This is a genomic window from Limnobacter sp. UBA3528 (genome assembly GCF_002377005.1).
Classification (GTDB): Bacteria; Pseudomonadota; Gammaproteobacteria; order Burkholderiales; family Burkholderiaceae_B; genus Limnobacter.
Genome location: NZ_DFOZ01000008.1, coordinates 40,465 through 62,194 on the forward strand (window position 1 = coordinate 40,465; position 21,730 = coordinate 62,194).

The 21,730-nt window shown below is 52.6% G+C and carries 10 protein-coding genes; 9 read left to right on the forward strand and 1 reads right to left on the reverse strand.

Features of this window, described 5'->3' with window-relative positions:
* Positions 1–3: 3 nt before the first annotated feature.
* Positions 4–2,718: a bifunctional [glutamate--ammonia ligase]-adenylyl-L-tyrosine phosphorylase/[glutamate--ammonia-ligase] adenylyltransferase gene (gene glnE / locus B4N58_RS02045; protein WP_291745344.1), complete on the reverse strand. Its 2,715-nt coding sequence runs from the start codon at positions 2,716–2,718 to the stop codon at positions 4–6.
* A 102-nt stretch (positions 2,719–2,820) separates the two neighbouring features.
* Here glnE and B4N58_RS02050 point away from each other — a divergent pair, with 102 nt between their 5' ends.
* From B4N58_RS02050 to B4N58_RS02090, 9 genes are all read left to right on the forward strand, one after another.
* Positions 2,821–6,840 (forward strand): YhdP family protein, encoded by a 4,020-nt coding sequence (locus B4N58_RS02050; protein WP_291745346.1) that lies wholly within the window; start codon positions 2,821–2,823, stop codon positions 6,838–6,840.
* A 1-nt stretch (position 6,841) separates the two neighbouring features.
* Positions 6,842–7,648, forward strand: a complete 807-nt coding sequence (locus tag B4N58_RS02055; RefSeq protein ID WP_291745347.1) for a carbon-nitrogen hydrolase family protein — start codon at positions 6,842–6,844, stop codon at positions 7,646–7,648.
* A gap of 10 nt (positions 7,649–7,658) precedes the next feature.
* A complete protein-coding gene (tldD, locus tag B4N58_RS02060) occupies positions 7,659–9,128 on the forward strand; it encodes a metalloprotease TldD (RefSeq protein WP_008250551.1) in 1,470 nt (489 codons plus the stop codon).
* A gap of 340 nt (positions 9,129–9,468) precedes the next feature.
* Positions 9,469–10,533 carry a 3-deoxy-7-phosphoheptulonate synthase AroG gene (gene aroG / locus B4N58_RS02065; protein WP_105027215.1) on the forward strand — a complete coding sequence of 355 codons (1,065 nt, stop codon included), beginning with the start codon at positions 9,469–9,471 and terminating at the stop codon, positions 10,531–10,533.
* Positions 10,534–10,707: 174 nt separating this feature from the next.
* Positions 10,708–11,328 (forward strand): hypothetical protein, encoded by a 621-nt coding sequence (locus B4N58_RS02070; RefSeq protein WP_291745351.1) that lies wholly within the window; start codon positions 10,708–10,710, stop codon positions 11,326–11,328.
* Positions 11,329–11,330: 2 nt separating this feature from the next.
* A complete protein-coding gene (locus B4N58_RS02075) occupies positions 11,331–11,978 on the forward strand; it encodes a hypothetical protein (RefSeq protein ID WP_291745353.1) in 648 nt (215 codons plus the stop codon).
* A gap of 112 nt (positions 11,979–12,090) precedes the next feature.
* Positions 12,091–17,730, forward strand: coding sequence for an excinuclease ABC subunit UvrA (gene uvrA / locus B4N58_RS02080; protein ID WP_291745355.1), 5,640 nt, complete (start codon positions 12,091–12,093; stop codon positions 17,728–17,730).
* Between the two features lie 100 nt (positions 17,731–17,830).
* Entirely contained in the window at positions 17,831–18,277 is a 447-nt protein-coding gene (locus B4N58_RS02085) for a hypothetical protein (RefSeq protein WP_291745357.1), read from the forward strand.
* Positions 18,278–18,306: 29 nt separating this feature from the next.
* Entirely contained in the window at positions 18,307–21,705 is a 3,399-nt protein-coding gene (locus tag B4N58_RS02090) for a hypothetical protein (protein WP_291745359.1), read from the forward strand.
* Positions 21,706–21,730 lie beyond the last annotated feature (25 nt).

A 21,730-nucleotide genomic window follows, 5' to 3' on the forward strand; every position in this document is an offset into this window, starting at 1 on the left:
ACCTCAGCCCAGCAGGGTTTCCCAAAGTTTCCGAATCGGCTTTCTCATCACCATCAACGCGGGGTCGCTGGTGCGTGATTTGTCATGTCCTGCCAGCCGCAAGGCATGTTGCTTGGCCCGCAGTTGTCGGTAGGCATCGGCCACATAATTGGCAAGCTCAGCCGGCACCAGTCCCAGTTCCCCAGCTTTTTTCAACAAGGCAATATTGCCTTTGTTTTTTGTCAGGTCAGGGTGCTTGTTAGCGTAGCCCAGCACCAAGGCCTGCACCATGAATTCCACATCCACCATGCCGCCCAAATCGTGTTTTACATCAAACAGCTCTGTGTGGTTGGGGTGTCCATCCAGCATTTTCTGGCGCATGGTGATCACTTCTTTCTTCACGTCATTCCAGTCGCGGGGCAGTTGCAAAATTTCTTCCCGCAGCGTCTCAAATTTTTTACCAATCTCTACATCGCCCACACAAAAGCGCGCACGGGTTAGTGCCTGGTGTTCCCAAAACCAGGCGCCCACACCGCCTTCGCGGCGTTGATAGTCTTCAAACGATGCCACGCTGCTTACCAGCAAGCCAGCTTCGCCGTTGGGTCGCAGTCGAAAATCAGTTTCAAACAAAGTGCCTGCTGCGGTTTGTGTAGTCAGCCAGCGGTTCATGCGCTTGGCCAGTTGGGCATACAAATCTGGGGCGCGGTCATCCTCGTCTTCAAACAAAAAAATCAAGTCCAGGTCGGAGGAGTAACCCAACTCTTTGCCGCCGTGTTTGCCATAGGCCACCACCGCAAACCGAGGTTGTGCGCGGTGCCGTTTCGGCAACTGGTCCCATGCGCGTTCCAGAATAATTTCGAGTGTGCAATCGGCCAGTTCAGACAACAGGTCCGAGACATGCTCCACTGTCAACAGGTTTTCAAGGTCTTGTGTCAGTACCCGGAATAGTTGCGCATGGTGCTGTTCCCGAATCAGGTCCATTTGACGTTCAAGGTCGGGCTGACCGTCGGGCAATTTGGCTTGGTCGAGCAGTTCACGCAATTGCTGTTTCCATTGAGCAAAATCGGGTGGCGTCAGCAGGGTTCTGCTGTCTAGCAACTCATCGAGCAGCAGTGGGTGTTTGATCAGGAAGTTGGCGGCCCACGGGCTGGCCGCAAGCATTCTGCTGACTCGCATGCGGGCTATTGGGTATTCGTCCAGCAAGCTGAGGTAAGCCCCACGGCGCGATACGGTTTCAATCAGGTCGCAGCAGTAACGCCAGCAGGAGTCTGGTGCCGAAGATGCGCCGGCTGCGGCCAGCAAAGTGGGCATCAAACGGTCAACCCGTTCCCGGTGCGCGCTTGGCAAAGCCTGATAACGACTCGATTCAATCAGGTGTTGATAACGATCTTGCGCAGCTTGAGGGTGTGTGAACCCTTGGGTGAGCGTGTCTGCCCATGGCAGTTCAAGGCTGGGGGTTTCTTCGTCTTCCTGTTTGTCGCCAAACACGACATCAAAGTGGCTCGCCACGTAATCCATGTGGCGGTTCAAAGCCTTCATAAAATTGCCTGGGTCTTGAAATCCCATGGATCGCGCAATGCGCAGCACCTCAGTCGGGCTGGCTGGCAAGCGGTGGGTTTGCGCGTCGTCCACATACTGCAGGCGGTGTTCAAGGTTTCGCAGAAAACGGTAGGCTGCCACCATTCTGTCGTGGTCGTCTTTGGTAATCAGCCCCAACTCCACGCACACTTCCAACACATCAACCGTGCGTCGCAATTGCAGCTTGGGTTCGCGTCCGCCGCGAATCAACTGAAAAGCCTGTGCCGTAAATTCAATTTCGCGAATACCGCCTCGCCCCAGTTTGACATGCACCGAGCCCGGGTGTTGGCTTTCTCGTTTGTTCACTTCATTGCGAATTTGCACATGCAAGGCCCGCAAAGCGCGAATGGATCCAAAGTCCAGGTATTTACGAAACACAAAAGGCCGAACAATGTTGTTCAGGTTGTCCAGGCTTTGCTGAAAAGCCGCGTCTTGCGCCGGGTCTACCGCCCAGTTCACCACACGGGCCTTGATCCAGGCATAGCGCTCCCATTCGCGGCCTTGCACCACGAAGTACTCCTCCAGCATGTCCAGGCTTACCACCAGTGGGCCTGAGTCGCCATTCGGGCGAAGGCGCATGTCGACCCGAAACACAAAACCTTCGTCGGTTACTTCCGAAATAATCTTGATGACACGTTTGCCCACCTGCGTGAAAAATTCTGCATGGGATTGGGTTTTACCCGTGGGGCCGCCCAGTGTTTCCCCATCCTGGTTGTACAAAAAAATCAGGTCGATGTCGCTGGAGGCATTCAATTCAAGACCGCCCAGCTTGCCCATGCCCACCACCATCATGCAATCGCCATCGGCCGGTTCACCAAAACGCTCAGCCTGCATTTTGTGGCTGAATTTCAGCGCAATTTGTACAGCGGCGTCGGCCAGAAAGGACAAGGCCTCTGTCACTTCGAACAAGTCAACCTTGCCCTGCAGGTCGCGGCGCATGATTTCAATCATGCTTCGTTGTCGTACCAGGCGAAGTTCTGCCATCAGGGCTTTTTCGTCGCTTAACTCCCGCGCTTTCTCCAGCCAGGTTTCAATGCAGTTCAAAAGGTGGTCTTCATCGTGCTCGGTGCTGTCCCATTGAGGGAAACGGTTGAGCCAGCGTTTGGCATATTCGGAGTGGGTGGGCCAAACCTGATGATAGAAATCCAGTGGGTCGTTCATGCGTGTCGTAATAAAGGGAAGCTTGGTTCTACAATAGCGTACTACAGGTGTTGACGATTATTCGGGCGGTATTTCTTGCAGGAAGGAACAAACCAGGCACTGGTGCAACAAGTCAAGGGCATCCCCTCGCTTCGGCGTGCAGGGGCGGTGCTGTTTTGGGTGTTGATTGCTGTGTATACCCCACTGTGTATGGCGCTGTTGGCCATCAAGTGGTTGGTGCTGCCTGAAATTGACCGCTACCGTCCCGAAATTCAGCAGTACTTGCAAACCCAAACTGGTACTGCGATCGAAATTGGTCAGATTCAAGCCAGCTGGCGCGGTTTTGGGCCTTTGCTCGAGGTGCAAAACGTTCGACTGCCGCAAGCCAACGGCGAACCAGGTTTCACCGCCGATCAGCTTAAATTAACCTGGTCTTTGCCCAGCATTCTCGCGTTTAACCCCCGTTTGAAGAATCTGGAAGTGCAATCACCGGCGCTCAGTGTAGTGCGCAATTCGCAAGGTGTAATCGAAGTTGCCGGCATACCTTTGGTGGACGATGGCAGCCAGGGCAACCCCGGGCTGGACTGGTTGTTGGCGCAGCAACGTGTGTTGCTAAAAAATGGTGTCTTGAATTGGCAAGATGCCATGGGGCAATTTCCCAGTGCCCAGGCCATCGAAACCGAACTTTTACTGGAAAACGGATTAAGCCGCCACCAGGCGGGTCTTACCTTCAAGTTGCCAGTGCTGGCACAAACACCAGTGAATGCCCGTTTGAACTTTAAAACGCCTTTGTTGGAGCGCCAGTTGGGTGATGTGTCCAAATGGAAAGGCAGTTTTTATCTCAGTGCCTTGGTGGATCAAACTGCACCACTTGAGTCGGTGTTTAAAACCTTCGGTCTGGATGTGGATTTAACCCAACCACAGGGAAAACTCTGGATCGATTTTGAAGACGGTTTTGTGCAGCGTTCATTGCTGGATGCGCGAATCGGGAAATTGCGTTTTTCCAACCCCGAGGTTGATGCTCCACCTTTTGACATGACCAACACCAGCGCATTGGTGGAGGTGCAAGGTCAGCATGCGTTGTTTGAGCCGAATGCCATTTCGATTCGTCAATTGAAAGGCCAGATTGCCGGGCAAAAACAGTTTGGGCCAACCGATTTGTCCCTGAAAAAAGAAGAAGGTGCAGGCGGAGTGGATTGGGGGGTTCAAATCCAGCAACTGGACGCAGCCCAGGCCCAGGCGGTGGTGCTCGAGTTGGGCCCGCACCTGGGGCAGCTTCAACGGCTGGAGCCTTTGAAGTCTTTCGAAGTGGCCGGGCGAATTAACCGTGTTGCACTGGATTGGCGTACCACGGGTAAGAAGCCACACGAGGAGTCAGTCTCGTTCAAGTCCGATGTTGATTTCAGCAAGCTCACCGTTTTGTATCGCGACCCTTCACCAAAATCGAATGGGCGAATCACCGGTTTCAAGAATCTCAGTGGCACCTTCAAAGGCAGTGATTCCAAAGGCGAATGGAGCTTGGTCGGCAATAATTCTGAAATTTCATTGCCCGAAATATTTGCAGCGGAGACCCTGGCGTTCGATTCGATTGAAGGCAGTGGTGCTTGGCGGGATGTATTCACGGCCAATCAGCCAGCAGAATTTTCCGTGGAGCAACTGAAGGTCGCCAATGCTGATTTACAGGCCCAAGTGGCTGGTGCTTACCAGTTTCGCCGGGAGGAATCGGATGTCATCGATATCAAGGGCACTTTGCCCATGGCCAACCTTGGGCGTGTGGCCAACTATCTGCCATTGGTGGTTGGGGCCAGCGCCCGTGAGTGGCTAACCGAGAATCTAAAAGCGGGAATGGCAAAAAATGGCCAGTTTGAACTGTCTGGCCGCTTGAGCGACTTTCCCTTTGCCGACCCCAAACACCCCGGTGTGTTTAGAATCGACGTGCCGATTGAGAACGGTGAGCTGACTTATGCCCCTGGCTGGCCTGGCATTCAGAAGGTGAACGGCAAGGTATTGTTTATTGGCAAACGCATGTCAATTGAGGCAGATCAAGCTGAAACCGCTGGTGTGGCTTTGAAAGATGTGCAGGCCAGCATTGATAACCTGGATGCTTGGGAACCCTTGCTGGAAATCAAGGGGCAAGGCCAGGGTGAGTTGGGCAAAATGGTGGCCTTTGTGAATCAAAGCCCGGTTCGGGAAATTTTGAATGAGGCGCTGATCAATGCTCAGGTGGAAGGCAACGCCAACCTGGATTTACGCCTGACCATTCCAATTGCCGACCCTGAAAAAACCCAGGTCAAGGGCGATTTGAAATTGAAAGGCAATGCCATTCGAGTGGTGCGGGGCATGCCGATGGTCAGCAATGTGGATGGAGTGATCCAGTTCTCCAACAAAGGTTTGTTTATCGACCAGCTTTTGGGTCAGGCTTTGGGTGGACCTGTGGTGGTCAAAGGCACCACCGATGCCAACGGGCGTATGGAAATTCGTGCCAACGGTACTGCGCGCGCCAAGGGGCTTGCCCAGTATTTGAACCCTCTGAGCGAACCTTACCTCGGAGGTAGCACACCTTATTCAGTGCTTGTATCCACTCGCGAGAATGGTGTGACGGTGGATGTCAACAGCCAATTGCAGGGTTTGGAAGTCAAGTTACCTGCACCTTTTACAAAGAAAACGGATGCCCGTTTGCCATTCAGGCTGAATCAAACTGCCAGCGCGCAAGGCGAACGTTGGCAAGTCGATTTGGGCCCGGATGCAAAACCGCTGGCACAACTCCGTGCAATTGTTCTTGAAGAAGCCGGGCAGGCGGGTATTGATTCCATACAGTTTGCAATCGGCGCGCCTCTGGCAGCGCCCACTGCTGGAATACAAGGTGATATTCGGGTGCCGGCAATTGATTTGGACACCTGGCGCACCATTTTTAACGATGTCACCTCGGCTTCGGGTAACACAGGATTGATGGGCGAATTGATGGGCGACCCTACCGCGGCCACCAATGTAAAATTAAAGGTGGGTATTCGCACCGAGCGCCTGAATGTGGGGAGCAAATCATTTGAAGGTGTATCCGTGGCCGCCCGCACGGTAGAGAAAAGATGGCAGTTCGATGTGAAAGCCAAGGGGGTTGATGGTTATCTCTCCTGGATCTCCGACAAACAAAGGCCAGACGGTGCAGTGTTGGCGCGTTTCAAAACCTTGGCCATTCCCAAAACGCTCGATAGCAACATACGCGATTTGGTTGAAGAACCAGCCTCCAGCATTCCGGCTTTGGACGTGCAGGTGGACAACTTCACCTTGAATGATTTGGTTTTGGGCAACCTGAAATTAATTGCTGTTAACCAAACCCGTGAGGAGCAGGCGCGCGCCGCACTGGGTCAACGCCCGAAAGAGTGGAAGCTGGAAGAACTGCGCATTGAAAACCCCGAATCGATTACCAGGGCCAAGGGGGTTTGGCAGTACGGTGAAAACCTGAAAAATCAGCGCACCGACATTGAAGTCGACCAAACCGTGAAAAATGCGGGAGGCTTGTTAACCCGACTTGGCATGGCCGGGGTGTTTCAAGGTGGCGAGGGTACGCTGGTTGGGCGGTTGCGCTGGAATGATGCCCCCACGAACATTGACTATGGCAGCTTGAGCGGGCAATTCAAGTTGAAAAGCAGCAAAGGGCAGTTTTTGAAGGCAGACCCTGGTGTTGCCAAATTGCTGGGTGTGCTTTCTTTGCAAAGCATTCCACGTCGTTTCACGCTCGATTTCAAAGACGTATTTTCTGAGGGTTTCGCCTACGACACCATGGAGGCTGATGTGGCCATGAAGGAGGGCATTGCCAGCACCCAGAACTTCAAAATGACCGGGCCCAGCGCCACCGTGTTGATGGACGGAAAACTGGACCTGGAAAGCGAAACACAAAACCTGAATGTGGTGGTGTTGCCCGATTTGAATCCCACGGGCGGATCGCTGATTTACTCGGTGATTGCAGCCAACCCGGCTGTAGGAATCGCATCGCTGATTGCTGACTTTGTCCTGAAAGATCCGCTGTCGAAAATCTTCTCGTTTCAGTACAAAGTGAGCGGCCCTTGGGCGGCCCCGGTGATTGAGCGTGTGCGCAAGGGCGATGCAGTTACCCCGCCCACCAATGATCCCAACACAAGGAATTAGCATGAGCAAATCCATGACCGTGGCAAGCTTGCAAATGATTGCAACCCCCGACCTTGAACGGAACCTGGATATTGCGCAACGCTTAATTGGGCAGGCCGCCAGGCAAGGTGCGCGCATGGTACTGTTGCCAGAATATTTTTGCCTGATGGGACACAAAGACACCGACAAACTGGCGATTGTCGAGCCTTTCGGCAATGGTCCTATTCAACAATTTCTGGCCGACCAGGCGGTGGTGCGCAACCTGCACATCGTGGCAGGCACCCTGCCAATTGCCAGCGACGTCGACGGCCGTGTGTACAACACAGCCTTGGTATTCAATCCCCAAGGTGAATGCACGGCCCGCTACGACAAAATTCACTTGTTTTGTTTCACCAAGGGGCAGGAAAGTTACGATGAAGCACGGGTTTTACTTCCCGGAAAAACACCGGTAGTGGCTGATGTAGACGGCTTCAAAATCGGCTTGTCCGTGTGCTACGACCTGCGTTTCCCTGAACTTTACCGTGCCATGGGGCCGGTGGATTTAATTGTGATGCCCGCTGCCTTCACCTACACCACTGGGCGCGCCCACTGGGAGGTGTTGATGCGTGCCCGTGCCATTGAAAACCAGTGTTACGTGCTGGCTTGCGGCCAAGGTGGTGTGCATGAGAATGGGCGCCGCACCTGGGGCCATTCCATGGTGGTGAACCCGTGGGGTGAGGTTGAGAATGTGCTGGAAGAAGGCGAAGGGGTCGTGCTGGGTCAGCTTGACCCTGCTAAGATAGTTGATGTGCGAAACAGCTTGCCCGCACTTACGCACCGCGTGCTTTAAAGGATTCAACATGAAAGTAGTAGACCCCGCCATTTCAAACCTGGCCATTGCCCAAAGCCTGTTGTGGACCCCCTACGGTATCGACGAAGGTCACATTCAAAAGGCCTTTGGTGAAATTTTTTCCCACAAAGTTGATTTTGCTGACTTGTACTTTCAGTACGGTTGCATAGAAGGCTGGTCACTCGATGAAGGCATTGTGAAATCGGGCAGCTACAACATTGAACAAGGTGTGGGTGTACGCGCGGTCAGCGGTGACAAAACAGCATTTGCTTATTCCGATGACATCGCCTTCAAACCCATTCTGGCGGCTGCCAAATCGGTGCGCGAAATCGCAAGCCTGGGAAAAACAGCAAATCGCAACCTGAAAACAGGCAAGGGCTTCGCGGGTGCGGAAAGCCGTGCACTTTACAGCCCCTTGAACCCGATTCCAACGCTGACATCGACTGAGAAAGTTGATTTGCTCAAGCGCCTTGAGCAATTTGCCCGCAAGCGCGACAAACGCGTGAAGCAAGTGATGGCGAACATCGTGGGTGCTTATGACGTGGTGCTGGTTGCGCGCAGCGACGGTGTTCTGGCTGCCGATGTGCGCCCCTTGGTGCGCGTGAATGTCAGCGTGGTGGTTGAACAAAAAGGCCGCCGTGAAACCGGTTCATCGGGCGCTGGTGGCCGGTATGACTTTGGTCATTTCAACGATGCTTTCCTGATGCACCATGCTCACACAGCGGTGGATCAGGCCCTGATCAATCTGGAAGCCCGCCCTGCGCCTGCCGGTTTGCAGACCGTGGTACTGGGTTCTGGTTGGCCCGGAATCTTGCTGCATGAAGCAATTGGCCATGGCCTGGAAGGCGACTTCAACCGCAAGGGCAGCAGCGCATTTTCAGGCATGATCGGCCAACGCGTAGCAGCCAAGGGTGTCACCATCGTGGACGACGGTACTTTGGCAAGCCGCCGGGGTTCTTTGAACATCGACGATGAAGGCAACAAAACCCAGTGCACCACCTTGATTGAAGACGGTATTTTGAAAGGCTACATTCAAGACATTACGAATGCACGGCTGATGAAAATGCCGGTGACTGGCAACGGTCGCCGAGAGAGTTTTGCCCACTTGCCCATGCCCCGCATGACCAACACCTACATGTTAAACGGCGACAAAACCCCCGAGGAAATTATCGCCAGTGTGAAAGACGGTGTGTATGCAGTTAACTTTGGTGGTGGCCAAGTGGACATTACCAGCGGCAAGTTTGTGTTTTCAGCGTCGCTGGCCTACAAAATTGAAAATGGCAAAATCACTTACCCACTCAAGGGCGCTACCTTGATTGGCAACGGTCCGGAGTCGCTCACCAAAATTTCAATGGTGGGCAATGACATGGCGCTTGACGACGGCGTAGGCACCTGTGGCAAAGAAGGCCAGAGTGTACCCGTGGGTGTAGGCCAGCCTACCCTTCGAATTGATGGCCTGGTCATGGGTGGTACGCAGTAACGGGTCAGTGAGGGGTCGCCAAGCGGTATAAGGCATCAAATTTCCTGATATTTCAGTGGGATGCCAACCACAGCCGCTCGCGACTTGTTAGAATTTCGCTCAGCGCGCTTGCACAGCGGCCATGAATTGATTACATTTAAAAGATGAACACGAATTTCGCGCACTCTTTTTATGCTTTTTTTGGCTTCTTTGCCTGGTTTGGGCAAGCGGCGGAAGAGGGTTGTGCGTAAAAACACATAGTTCGAACAGATCCCAAAACCGCCAGGCCTGAACCTCCTGGCGGTTTTTTTTTGAACCGACACTTTGAACAAAAAGCGCGCCAGCATTCAGGAGAATTGGCATGAACACGGTAACAGACGACTTGAGAATCAAAGAAATTAAAGAACTGATCACCCCTGCGGCGCTAATCGCAGACGTGCCCATTACCCCCGCAATTGCTGACACAGTCGCAGGTTGCCGTACCGCTTTGCACAAAATTCTGCACGGTGGCGACGACCGTTTGATCGTGGTGATGGGGCCTTGCTCCATTCATGACGTAAAAGCTGCCATGGAGTACGCCAACAAGCTGAAGGTGTACCGCGAAAAATACGCGGAAGACCTGGAAATTGTGATGCGTGTTTATTTTGAGAAGCCCCGCACCACCGTGGGTTGGAAGGGTTTGATCAATGACCCCAATCTGGACGGCAGTTTCGAGATTAACAAAGGCCTGCGCATGGCGCGTGAAGTGCTACTGAACATCAATGGCCTTGGTTTGCCCGCTGGCACTGAATTTCTCGACATGATCACCCCCCAATATATTGCTGATTTGGTCAGCTGGGGTGCTATTGGTGCGCGCACCACTGAAAGCCAGATTCACCGTGAGCTGTCATCGGGCCTCAGCTGCCCGGTCGGTTTCAAGAATGGCACCGACGGCAACGTAAAAATCGCAGTGGATGCCATCAAAGCGGCGCAACACCCGCACCACTTTTTAAGTGTGACCAAGGAAGGGCGTAGCGCCATTGTGAGCACCTCGGGCAACGAAGACTGCCACATTATTTTGCGTGGCGGGAAAGGCCCGAACTACGATGCAGCGTCTGTTGAGGCGGCTGCGGCTGACATTGGCAAGGCGGGTCTCGCCGCCCGAATCATGATTGATGCAAGCCATGGCAACAGCAGCAAGGTGCCGAAGAACCAGGTAGGCGTGTGCGAAAACATTGCTGAACAACTGGCTGCCGGTGACGCTCGTATTATGGGCGTGATGGTTGAAAGCCATTTGGTGGAAGGTCGCCAGGACCTTGAACCCGGCAAGCCTTTGACTTACGGCCAAAGCATCACCGATGGTTGCGTGGGCTGGGACGACAGCCTGCAAGTACTGGAAACCTTGGCACAAGGTGTGCGCAAACGCAGGTTGGCTCAGGTTGTCTGATATCCGGTTTTAATCGCCGCCAACTGTTGCTGTAGTTCAGAAAATCCCGCCGGGTTCAAACCCCCGAGCGGGATTTTTGTTGTGCAGAACGGATTGGGTTTTGTTGATAAATCGAACTTATTTTTTGGTTGGTTAACAGACTTATCCTTTTCACGACTTTGAGGACTATTCAAGATGTATTCAAGTTCTGCAAACCCTGGGGCTTCCGCAAGTCAGCTCAATGCAAACAGTGCTGGCCTCAATTCACTCGAATTAATCAGTCATGCCCAAGCCATCTACGGGAACATGCGAGACAAAGCGGTTGAATCCCGACAACTTTCTGGAATCGCAAGCGCGGTGGGCGATATTGGAAAGTCGATGATGCAAAGCGTTAAAACGGCCCAGAGCAGTGGTGCCAAAGTCATTGTTTGTGAGGAAGGCGGCCGCGTTGAATTGGATGTGAAAAAAGTCATCAAGATGCTCAAGGAAAGCACCAATTTCCTGCACAACTTTTCGAAGCAACTGAACTTTCACGCAAAGGCTTACGAAAGCCAATTGAAGTCTCATGACCATTTGATGAGCGGATTTTTAAGCTGGTTGCCTTTGCATGCGCGCGTTGGGACTTGCGAGAAACAGGCCAATGGCTGGATGAGGCAGCAAAAGAATTACCTTCAATCCAATATGGCGAAAATTGAAGATGCCGAGATGGATGTGGTGGGACTTCAACAAATGCTGGGTATCGAAACAAGTCAATTGCCATTGAAACCATCGGTGGAACAACTGGTTCAAAATCTGGATTCCAGGTTGGGGGTTTAACCATGTACAACGCAAGCGCGACCCTTCATGCCCAGTTGCAGCACAGTACCGCGGTGCTGGATGGTTTTATCTCTGATGTTCAAACTTTGAAGAAAGAATCCAGTGCATTGACCAAATCGGTCGACTCGCTGGCAAAAGATTATTTGAAGCAATGCCGACGTTTTGCCACGCCAGCAAGTGTGGCCAATCCGGTGATTCAAAACCTTGAAAACTTGCAGGCATGCAGCAGCCTTGTTTACGATCAGGCTGATAACTTGAAAGGCTGTCTGGATGCTGTGGTGAAAAACAGTTACAAACCCGATTTGAAGCGGGCTGATCAGGGGAAATCTACAAAAATACTGGTTCAAGCCGAACAAGAGGCCGCCACATTTGAAACCCACATTCGTTTGGCAGAGAGTTTGGTGGCCACTGTCTTGCCCAGGCGCGATGCACCAGCCTGCCACAATGCACTGCCCCGTGATTATCAACAGTTGGGTGACCTGAATTCAGCATATCTTGCTGTTCAGGGCTCCATCCCCACCGGAATTCAAACACCACTGCTGGGGCAGTTGCGGGTAGGCACGTTGACGGCTGCAGCCATGCATCTGCGGGATCAAATCGAGTCGCCCAGCGTGCGTCATCGTGTTCAGCCCTTGCCCCTCAGCCAGTAGGCAACGCCGGGTTTTATAATTTCAATCAAGCAGGCGGCTTAGGCCCGGTTAAGCTCGCCTCACCCATTACAATCAAAGTCATGTAGCAACTGTTTTACCCTGCAGGCACCCCATGACTAGCAAAGCAAAAAAAGACCAAAATTCCCAATACCTTGGCAACATCATTCGCATCAAGGGTGCCCGCCAGCACAATCTGAAAAACGTTGACATCGACATCAAAACCGGTGAAATCACAGTGTTCACGGGTGTGTCCGGCAGTGGTAAAAGTTCATTGGTGTTCGATACCCTGTATGCCGAAGGGCAACGCCGCTACGTTGAAACCTTTTCGCCCTATGCACGCCAGTTTCTGGACCGCATGGACAAACCCGATGTAGACAGCATCGAGGGCGTGTTGCCAGCCATTGCCATTGACCAGGCCAACCCCGTGCGCACCTCCCGAAGCACAGTGGGTACGATGACTGAAATCAACGATCACCTGAAGTTGATTTATGCCCGCGCCGCCCACCTTCATTGCCGTCAGTGTGGCCAGTGGGTGCGGGAGGACACAGTAGCCACCATCAAGCAATCCATACTGGACAAAGCCGCCGCACAAAACGATCCACGCATCGTGATTACCTTCCCGGTGCGCGTGCCCGCCAAGTTCACCACCCAGGAAATTGAAGATTTTCTGAGCGCGCAGGGCTACACCCGCATTCACCGGGAAACACCGATTAAGAAAGGCCGCAGCGTAGTGGAAAAACTGCTGGATGTGGTTCAAGACCGTTTCCGTGTGGCAGGTGTTGAGGAAAGCCGTTTCAGCGACGCTGTGGCCAGCGCCCTGCATCGCGGCAAAGGCAAAGTGAATGTGTTTGCACTGCCCGAAGACGGAGGTGAGGAGCAGGCGCCTTGGCGTTATTCCGAAGGCCTGCACTGCGCCACTTGCGATCTGGATTACTCCAGCCCGCTGCCCAGCCACTTCAGTTTCAACTCACCCTTGGGTGCATGCGACACCTGCCGTGGTTTTGGGCGGGTGATTGGAATTGATTATGGCCTGGTGATTCCTGATGAAAACAAATCGCTGGAAGAGGGCGCGGTAAAACCCTGGACTACAGAGAGCTTTAAAAGCTGCCAGAAAGACCTGGTGAAATTCGCCAAAAAGCGAGGCATTGCCACGGACATTGCCTACAAACATTTGCCCGAAGAACACAAGTTGTGGGTGATCGAAGGCGATGCGAATTTTGACGGCAATTGGGATGGCCATTTGTTCTACGGCGTCGCCCGTTATTTTGAATGGCTCGAAAGCCGGACCTACAAAATGCACGTGCGCGTCATGTTGTCCAAATACCGCAGTTACACGCCGTGTGGCGATTGCAATGGCGCACGCTTAAAGCCCGATTCACTGCTGTGGAAATTGCCCAGTGAATCGGGCCAACACAGCATTCATGAAATTATGCAAATGCCATTGTTGAAGGTGGCACAACTGTTTAAGAACCTGCAATTGCCGGGTGCTCTGGACGAAGCAAGCGATTTGGTATTGCAGGAAATTCGCACCCGCCTGGGTTTTCTAATTCAAGTGGGTTTGGGCTATTTAACACTCGACAGGCAAAGCAGAACGCTCAGTGGCGGCGAAGTACAGCGGATTAATTTAACCACTGCACTGGGCAGTTCGCTGGTGAATACTTTGTTTGTGCTGGATGAGCCCTCGGTTGGTTTGCACCCGCGCGACATTGCGCGCGTGGCCCAGGCCATGCAGCGTTTGAAGGAAGCCGGTAACACGCTGGTGGTGGTGGAGCATGACCCGCAATTGATGAACCAGGCTGACAGGCTGGTGGATATTGGCCCCGGCCCGGGCGAAGCCGGCGGCAATATTGTGTTCGATGGCGCCCCATCCAAAATTGGCAAGGCAAATTCGCTAACTGCCCGCTATTTGAAAGGCGAGTTGAAGGTGGTGGAAGCCAGCCAACCTTTGGGTGATTCGAAAGAACACATTGCCTTGACGGGTGTGCGTGCCAACAATTTAAAGAACATTGATTTCAAATTGCCGCTGAACCGGCTGGTAGTGCTCACCGGTGTTTCAGGTTCAGGCAAAAGCACCTTGGTGCAAGACGTGCTGGTGCCTGCCATTAAAAAGATAAAAGGCGAACCCACGGAAGCACCCGGCGAGTTCGATTCCCTTGAAGGTGTTGAACATATTTCGCAACTGGCCTTTGTGGACCAAAGCCCGATCGGTAAAACCACCCGAAGCAACCCTGCCAGCTATGTGGGCGCCTTTGATGAATTGCGCAAGCTATTCTCCAAAACAAAAATTGCAGTTGAGCGTGATTACAAACCCGGCTTTTTCAGTTTCAACAGTGGCGATGGCCGCTGCCCCATGTGCGGCGGCAATGGCTTTGAGCATGTGGAAATGCAATTCTTGAGCGACGTGTATTTGCGCTGCGGCGAATGCAATGGCACACGCTATCGCCCCGAAGCACTGGAAGTCACGCTTGAACGAAAAGGCCAGGTGTTGAACATGGCTCAGGTGCTTGAACTGACTGTAGACCAGGCACTTGATTTGTTCGACAAAGACACGGCCCTGTTAAAAACACTGCAACCACTGGCACAGGTCGGCTTGAACTATTTACGTTTGGGGCAACCGGTACCCACGCTGAGTGGTGGTGAAGCGCAACGATTGAAACTGGCCGGTTTTCTGGCCAACTTGAAGCCCACCGCAAGTGGTCAAAAAGTGGCCAAGCGTGGCGATTTGTTTGTGTTTGATGAACCCACGACCGGTTTGCATTTTGATGATGTGGCCAAGCTGATGCGTTCGCTGCGCTTGTTGCAGCAGGCAGGGCACAGCGTGTTGATTGTTGAGCACAACCTGGATGTGATATGTGCCGCCGACTGGCTGGTCGACCTGGGCCCCGAGGCGGGAGAGTACGGCGGTGAACTGGTGGCCCAAGGCACGCCGGAACAGCTGGCGAAAAACAAAGCCAGCCACACAGGTGTTGCGATCAAGCAGTACCTTGCGCAAACCAATTTGCTGGATGCTGCCGATTTAAACAAGGGAAGCAATGATTACTTGGTGGCTGAAGCCGCCGCGCTGTATGGCCTGAACACTGCACACACCAAGCGTGGTTTGACCGACGGCATTGAAATTCTGCATGCCCGCGAGCACAACCTGAAGAATGTCAGCCTGACAATTCCACGCGAGAAAATGACGGTGATCACAGGCCCTTCCGGCAGTGGGAAATCCACACTCGCCTTCGACATTCTGTTTTCTGAAGGTCAACGCCGTTACCTTGAAAGCCTGAACGCCTACGCTCGCCAGTTTGTGCAGCCTGCTGCCAAGCCCGATGTGGATGCCATTTTTGGTATTCCACCTACGGTTGCGATTGAGCAGCGCACAAGCCGGGGTGGCCGTAAAAGTACAGTGGCCACGGTGACTGAGGTGTACCACTTTCTGCGCCTCATGTTTGTAAAACTTGGCATTCAGCATTGCCCCACTTGCGAAGTGCCCATCGCGCCGCAAAGCATGGACAGCATGCTGGCGCAAATCATGCAGCATTACAAAGGGCAGGAAATTACCTTGCTGGCTCCGTTGGTTCAGGGACGCAAGGGCATTTACAACGAAATTGCCAAGTGGGCTGTAGACCGCGGTTATGAACGCCTGCGTGTCGATGGTGAATATGTGCCCACCAACCCGTGGCCCAAGCTGGCCCGTTATCAGGAACATCACATTGAATTGCCTGTTAAAACCTTGAGCATTCAAGCCAAAGGCGAGAAAGAATTGCGCGAAGTGTTGGCACTTGCGCTTGAGTATGGCAAAGGCACCGTCATGGTGGAAGCTCTTGGCAAGAAAAGCGAATCACCTTCCATCCGCTTTTATTCCACCAAACGCGCCTGCCCCAGTTGCGCACGCAGCTTCCCTGAACTTGATCCACGTTTGTTTAGCTACAACAGCAAGCACGGTTGGTGCGCCAGTTGTTTCGGTGTGGGCGAAGAAGTGGAGGGCTTTGATGCCGAAACCACGGGTGAAGAAGGCAAGTGGCTTTCCGAGCAAGACAAGAGCGCTGAAGATGGTGCGGAGGGAGATGAAGGAACCTACCTACGTGAAGCCGCTGTATGTGGTGCTTGCAATGGCCAACGCCTGAATCCCACCGCGCTGGCCGTTAAATTCAAGAACAGCAACATTGCCCAATTGGCAGACCAAACTGTGAGCGACGCACTGCAGTGGGTCGATCAGCTTGAGCTGGACGAACGCGAAACTGCCATTGCCAAAGACATTCGCATTGAAATGGCCGGGCGTTTGAAATTTTTAAAACAGGTGGGTCTGGATTACCTGCACCTGAACCGCAGCGCGCCTACCCTGAGTGGTGGTGAGGCGCAACGTATTCGCCTGGCCTCGCAGCTGGGAACCAACCTGCGCGGCGTGTGCTATGTGCTGGACGAACCCACCATTGGCCTTCACACCCGTGACAATCACCGCTTGCTGGATGCGCTTGAAGAACTTCGCGCCAAGGGCAACACCTTGGTGATTGTTGAACACGACATTGACACCATGCAACGTGCCGACCGCCTGGTCGATATTGGTCCCGGCGCAGGCAAATTGGGCGGTGAAATTATTTCCCAAGGAACCGTGGCAGAGGTAACAGCAGACATAAATTCGCTGACAGGCCGCTACCTTAAAAACCCGATTCCGCACTTGTCAAAGCCCAATCGCCCTGTTGAAAAAGACACTGCACGATTGAAAATCAAGGGTGCAAAACTGCACAACATCACTGGTTTGAATGTGGATATTCCACTGGGCCGCTTGGTGGCCATCACCGGTGTTTCCGGCAGTGGAAAGTCAACACTGGCACGCGACATTTTGTTGGCCAATATGCGCCAGTATGTGTTGAATCAAAACAAGAAGGGCAAGCCCACACACAACTGGTTTGCTTGCGATGCCATTGAAGGTGCTGAGCAAGTGGCACGGGTGCTGGAAGTGGACCAAACCCCGATTGGCAAAACGCCGCGCAGCTGCCCGGCCACCTACATTGGCTTCTGGAACCGAATTCGCAATGTGTTGGCCGACACCATTGAAGCCCGCATGCGTGGCTTCGCGGCCAATCGGTTCAGTTTCAATGCTGGCCCTGGCCGTTGCCCGGTTTGCGATGGGCAGGGCATGCAAACCATTGAAATGAACTTCCTGCCCGATGTGAAAGTGGTGTGCGAAGCTTGCCGTGGCAAACGCTTTAACCCGGAAACCTTGCAGGTTACCTGGCGGGACAAAACCGCAGCTGAAATTCTGAACATGAGCTGTTCGGAAGCGGCCCCGTTCTTTGAAGCCCACCCGGCTATTGCACAGGCTTTGCAGTTGCTCAATGATGTTGGTTTGGGTTACCTGACCATTGGCCAACCCAGCCCCACGCTAAGCGGTGGTGAAGCACAGCGAATCAAGCTGGTGACCGAACTGGTGAAGGTGCGTGAAAACAAAGCGGGCGTACAAATGAGCCCACCCACCTTGTATGTGCTGGACGAGCCCACCGTGGGTTTGCACATGAACGATGTTGAGAAGCTGATTGCCGTGCTGCACAGATTGGTGAATGCAGGGCATACGGTGGTCGTAATTGAACACGACCTGGACTTGATTGCGCAAGCCGATTGGGTAATCGACATGGGCCCCGAGGCTGGTATTGGCGGTGGACAATTGGTGGCGCAGGGCAGTCCGCAAGACCTTGCAAAAGCAAAAGGCAAGAAAGCGGGGCACACCGCAACCGCGCTGGCGCAGTTTTACACCAGTAGAACCTGACAGTAATCAATAGCCAGAGGAACTTTCTGGCCACATTTGTTCCTTAAGCGAAAGGGGATGCGTTCCCCGTCGTTTTGCTGTTTTCAAGCAAGGGGAATACATGCCGGCCAGTCTTTCCGAAGTAGGTAATTCATCCTCCTTACCTCCTCAAAGTGTAGCTGCGGAAATCGCCGCGAGTTCTTCCTTGGGTCATGGGGCCATGGGTGAGGGCGGTGTGTCAAAGACCGCACTGGCTATCTGGAAAAAACTCAGTGAAAGTCTAGCTGAGAATCCCTCCGCCCACTGGAATGAGGCGCTGAACACGGCAGATGAGCTTGCACGGTCTGTCTGTGGTCAAAACCTGGCTATGGATTTGCAGGCCGATTTGCTGGGTAATTTCAAATTGCTCGAGCAAACCTTGAGCAAACTGAAAATTCTACCAAGCGAGGAGTTCCCTGATCCCCAGGCTTTTATCAAGACCAGGCTGGCGGTTCTGAAACTCAACATCGTGACCGATGCCGAGGATCTCAGAAAACTTCAAAGTCTCAGCACCCATTCATCCAATTAATCAGAACTGACTATCCGGAGTACCTAGCCATGACCACCCCAACGACCACCGCAGTACCCAGTGCTATCAGTCAGCGCACAGTATCGTCCAGCGCTGCAACTGGCAAGTCAGGTTCAGGTGTCCAAGCGGTGCTTACCCCCGGTTTGGCTGCTACACAGCGCAATGCAAACTTTGGCAAAACACCCCTTGAACAACCCCATGTCATTGACATGATGAAAGCGTGTTACAGGATGAATGGCACCGAAGAAATCAGTGAGGCACTCAATTCCCTGATTGATGGCCTGGTTAAGAAAGTAGAGGAGGGTGGCGGTCAAAAAGCAGAAGAACTCAAGTCCATGATTGTTGAAATACTCAAGAAAGCCGATCCCGCACCCGCGAGTTCATCTTCGTTCTCTTTCCCGTCGGATGCAACAACTGCCACTCCATCCATTTCCGCAGTCGAGTCTTCATCGTTAGCCGCCACACCCACCACCTCTGCCCAGTTGGCGAAACCAGAAACAGGTACCAAGCCATCAAGTTCATGGTTGCGGTGGATTGGTAGCTTTTTCAGTGTTGCACAGGATCAAGCTGCCGCATTGAATGCTTTGCAGCAAGTTGCGGTCAAGGAAGGTGTGCCGGCGAAACTCGCGCAGTATCACAAGCAGCTCGAAATGGACAAGGTTACCAAGAGAATTGCCGAACTGACAGATACAGGTTCGCTTGAACAAGTGCTGAATGAGGTCGATGGCAGGGTCAAGACGCTGGTTGCGATCACGTCAAATGAAAAGAAGTCGATTGTAGATCTTGTCCGAAAAGCGGATTTGAGCAACAGGAAGCAAGGCCAGGTAGTGGGTGTTCAGAGATCGGTCATTGAGGCTTTTCACTCGGCTGGCGGGGCGTTATCTGCATCGGGTGGCTCAGCCGGTGTTTCCAATCATGCAGAAGCAAAGGTTGTTCAGAAATGGTATCGAGCCGCCAAGTCCCAGCAAGTTATGCATGAGAAGGCTGTTCAAGGGTACAAGATGATTCAGTCCAAATTGGAATCGTCTATCCGAGATGTTGTGGGACCCAACAAAAACATCCTTGAGTTGAGTCAGGTCGAACTGAGTGAGTTGGGGAAAAAGCTTGACGAGTGGGGGACTCGGGAGCGAAAGAAAAAGTCTGAACTTCAGGAACAGTTAGAGCAAACAGGTCAAGAGCAAGATGGTGCAAAGGTATCTGGGTTGCTGAATGACCTGGATACATGCGAAAAAAATATTAAAGGTATTGAGGACCAGAAGAAAAAAATCGCAACGCTTTCACGCACGGTAGGCTTGGCAGAAATGGATCTCAGAGTGATCAACGGTTTGTCCGATAGGTTTGTTGCGGCGCCTGGCTTCCAAGCCAACGCGCTGCCATGTAGCTTGCCTTTGCTGGCCAATGGCGTTGAGTCGCCTTCTGTCAAAGACGGTTTTAGCTTGAATAAGGCATTGGAATACGGGCGAGCTGGAGCATCGTCGCGATCAGCGGCTTTAAAAATTGGTCTGTCCGAGTTTGGTTCCTGGTTCAATACTTTTGACAGTCAGGGAAAGTCCACGCATTCAACAACACGCGGGGAGAAGCTGCCCTTTCTCGCCGAGTTAGGTGGTTCACTGAAAAACCCGGGCGGTGAACGCTCAGAAAAAGTGTTGATGTTTTTGGGCACAGCAGATTGTGATTCACCGCAAGGGTTGGATAAGAACGGCAGAATATTCATTCATAAACTGGCAGCTGCAAATGTGAGTGCAGCCGGTTTCAATTCAAAAACCTTGGCACTGAGCGCGCCATCGTTGGCTTACAAAGTGGAGTCCAGCTATTCGCGTAAATCTCAGGAGCATGTGGGAGCCCGGTTGAAGGTACTTGAAAGTTTGTCGGGAACTTTGCAAGCGGAGATTTTTAAAGCGGGAAAACCTATTGATATCACACACGCCGTAATTACCGACCAACATGCCGTGGAGGCCGCCTCACTGATCCTCGCGGCCATGCCCAACGACGTGTTGACCACAAATCACGCAGAGGTCGAGCGTTTCATGAAAGCGCTGAAGGCGTTCGAAAACAAAGTTGAGCTAGCAGGGCAGCAGAACAATGGGCAGGTTGGTCCCAAAGATCTGGAATCTTTCAAGCAGGAGTTGAGTAATTTTCATAAAAAGGCTGCCTTGTGGGTTGCAGAAAGAGATACCCTCGGCGCAGAACAGTCAGTGACCGCAGCAAGAGAAATTTCCAAGGAGATAGCTGAGAATCGTCGCGGAGGTGTCTTGCGACGCATTTCGGTGAACGTGGGTAATTTTGTGAACCTGGCTGGGGGCAAGGCAATTCGCGAGAGTTTCGCATCGATTCAGAGTTACTTCTCCACCATTAATCAGAAGGAGCGTTTGCGCCAGCAGTTTGGAAAAAAAGAGAACATCGCAATAGTCTTTGAATTGAAAAGGCAGTTAAAGCCGCTATTGAATTCAGCAGATGCAAGTAATGTACAGGTGCTCATCAATTATCTGGAAGGCAAAAGCCTGACTGTCAAATTGCAGGGACAACTCAGCCCACAACTCAAGAGGACCCTGGTTGAGGTGGAAAGTTTTGTGCAAAAGCTTTGGAAGTCTTGTGGCCACGGAAAGCCCCTGCCGAAGGTGATTGAGTGGTCCTCCTCACTCGATCAGTCGCCTTCTAAACTTTTGGTCGGGGCTGCCAATGATCAGCCAATCAAGGTCAATCGTTCTGCAGGTTCAGCTAAAACAAGCAGCCCAATCAAGCCTATGTCTGAAATCGCCATTATCGACAAGCTGCTGTCAGCGCGTGGTCGCAAAATTCAAGAGGTGTCTGGCCAGGGGAATCGCTGCTGGTTGCGGGCAGCGAACGCCAGTGCAATTTCTTATTCAGATATCCAGGATGTATCACAGCGCGTGTTCGATGCGCTGGAAAAGGTGAAAGCGGATTGGGTCACTAAAATTCAGCCAGACGCAAACAAAGCGGGCATGTTGATTGATGGTTATGAGCCGTATTGGCCTGCCAATGTGGATGAGGTGAAGAATATTTATCAAGCACTTGTGGCAGCAAAAGACCTTGGGTATCGAATTGGCGATGCGCAAGTTGAAAACAACTTGCAGAAAATGACCTTGCAGCTGGCCATTCCTCGGCTAACAGGTAATGTCCTGGATATTGTCGGTACTTCTCGTTCAAGCAAAAATGAAGGCACAACCGAAGCCAACGCATTGGCACAAAACCTGAGAGAACTCTCGGGCATGGCTGAGGTTCAAGGTGACCGTCAAATCATTACAGCATTTTTTGAGTCACTTGATTCGAAGGTTGATTTTATTAGCGACAAGGACCGTGTTAAAGACCTGGATTCCAAACAAGCCAATCAGGACACAGTACTCCTCAAACATTCAGGGGCGTCGGTGCACTCCGGGCACTATCGCTTTTACTCCAGGCACAATTAATTCACTGACGACTGTGCTCGAGCAA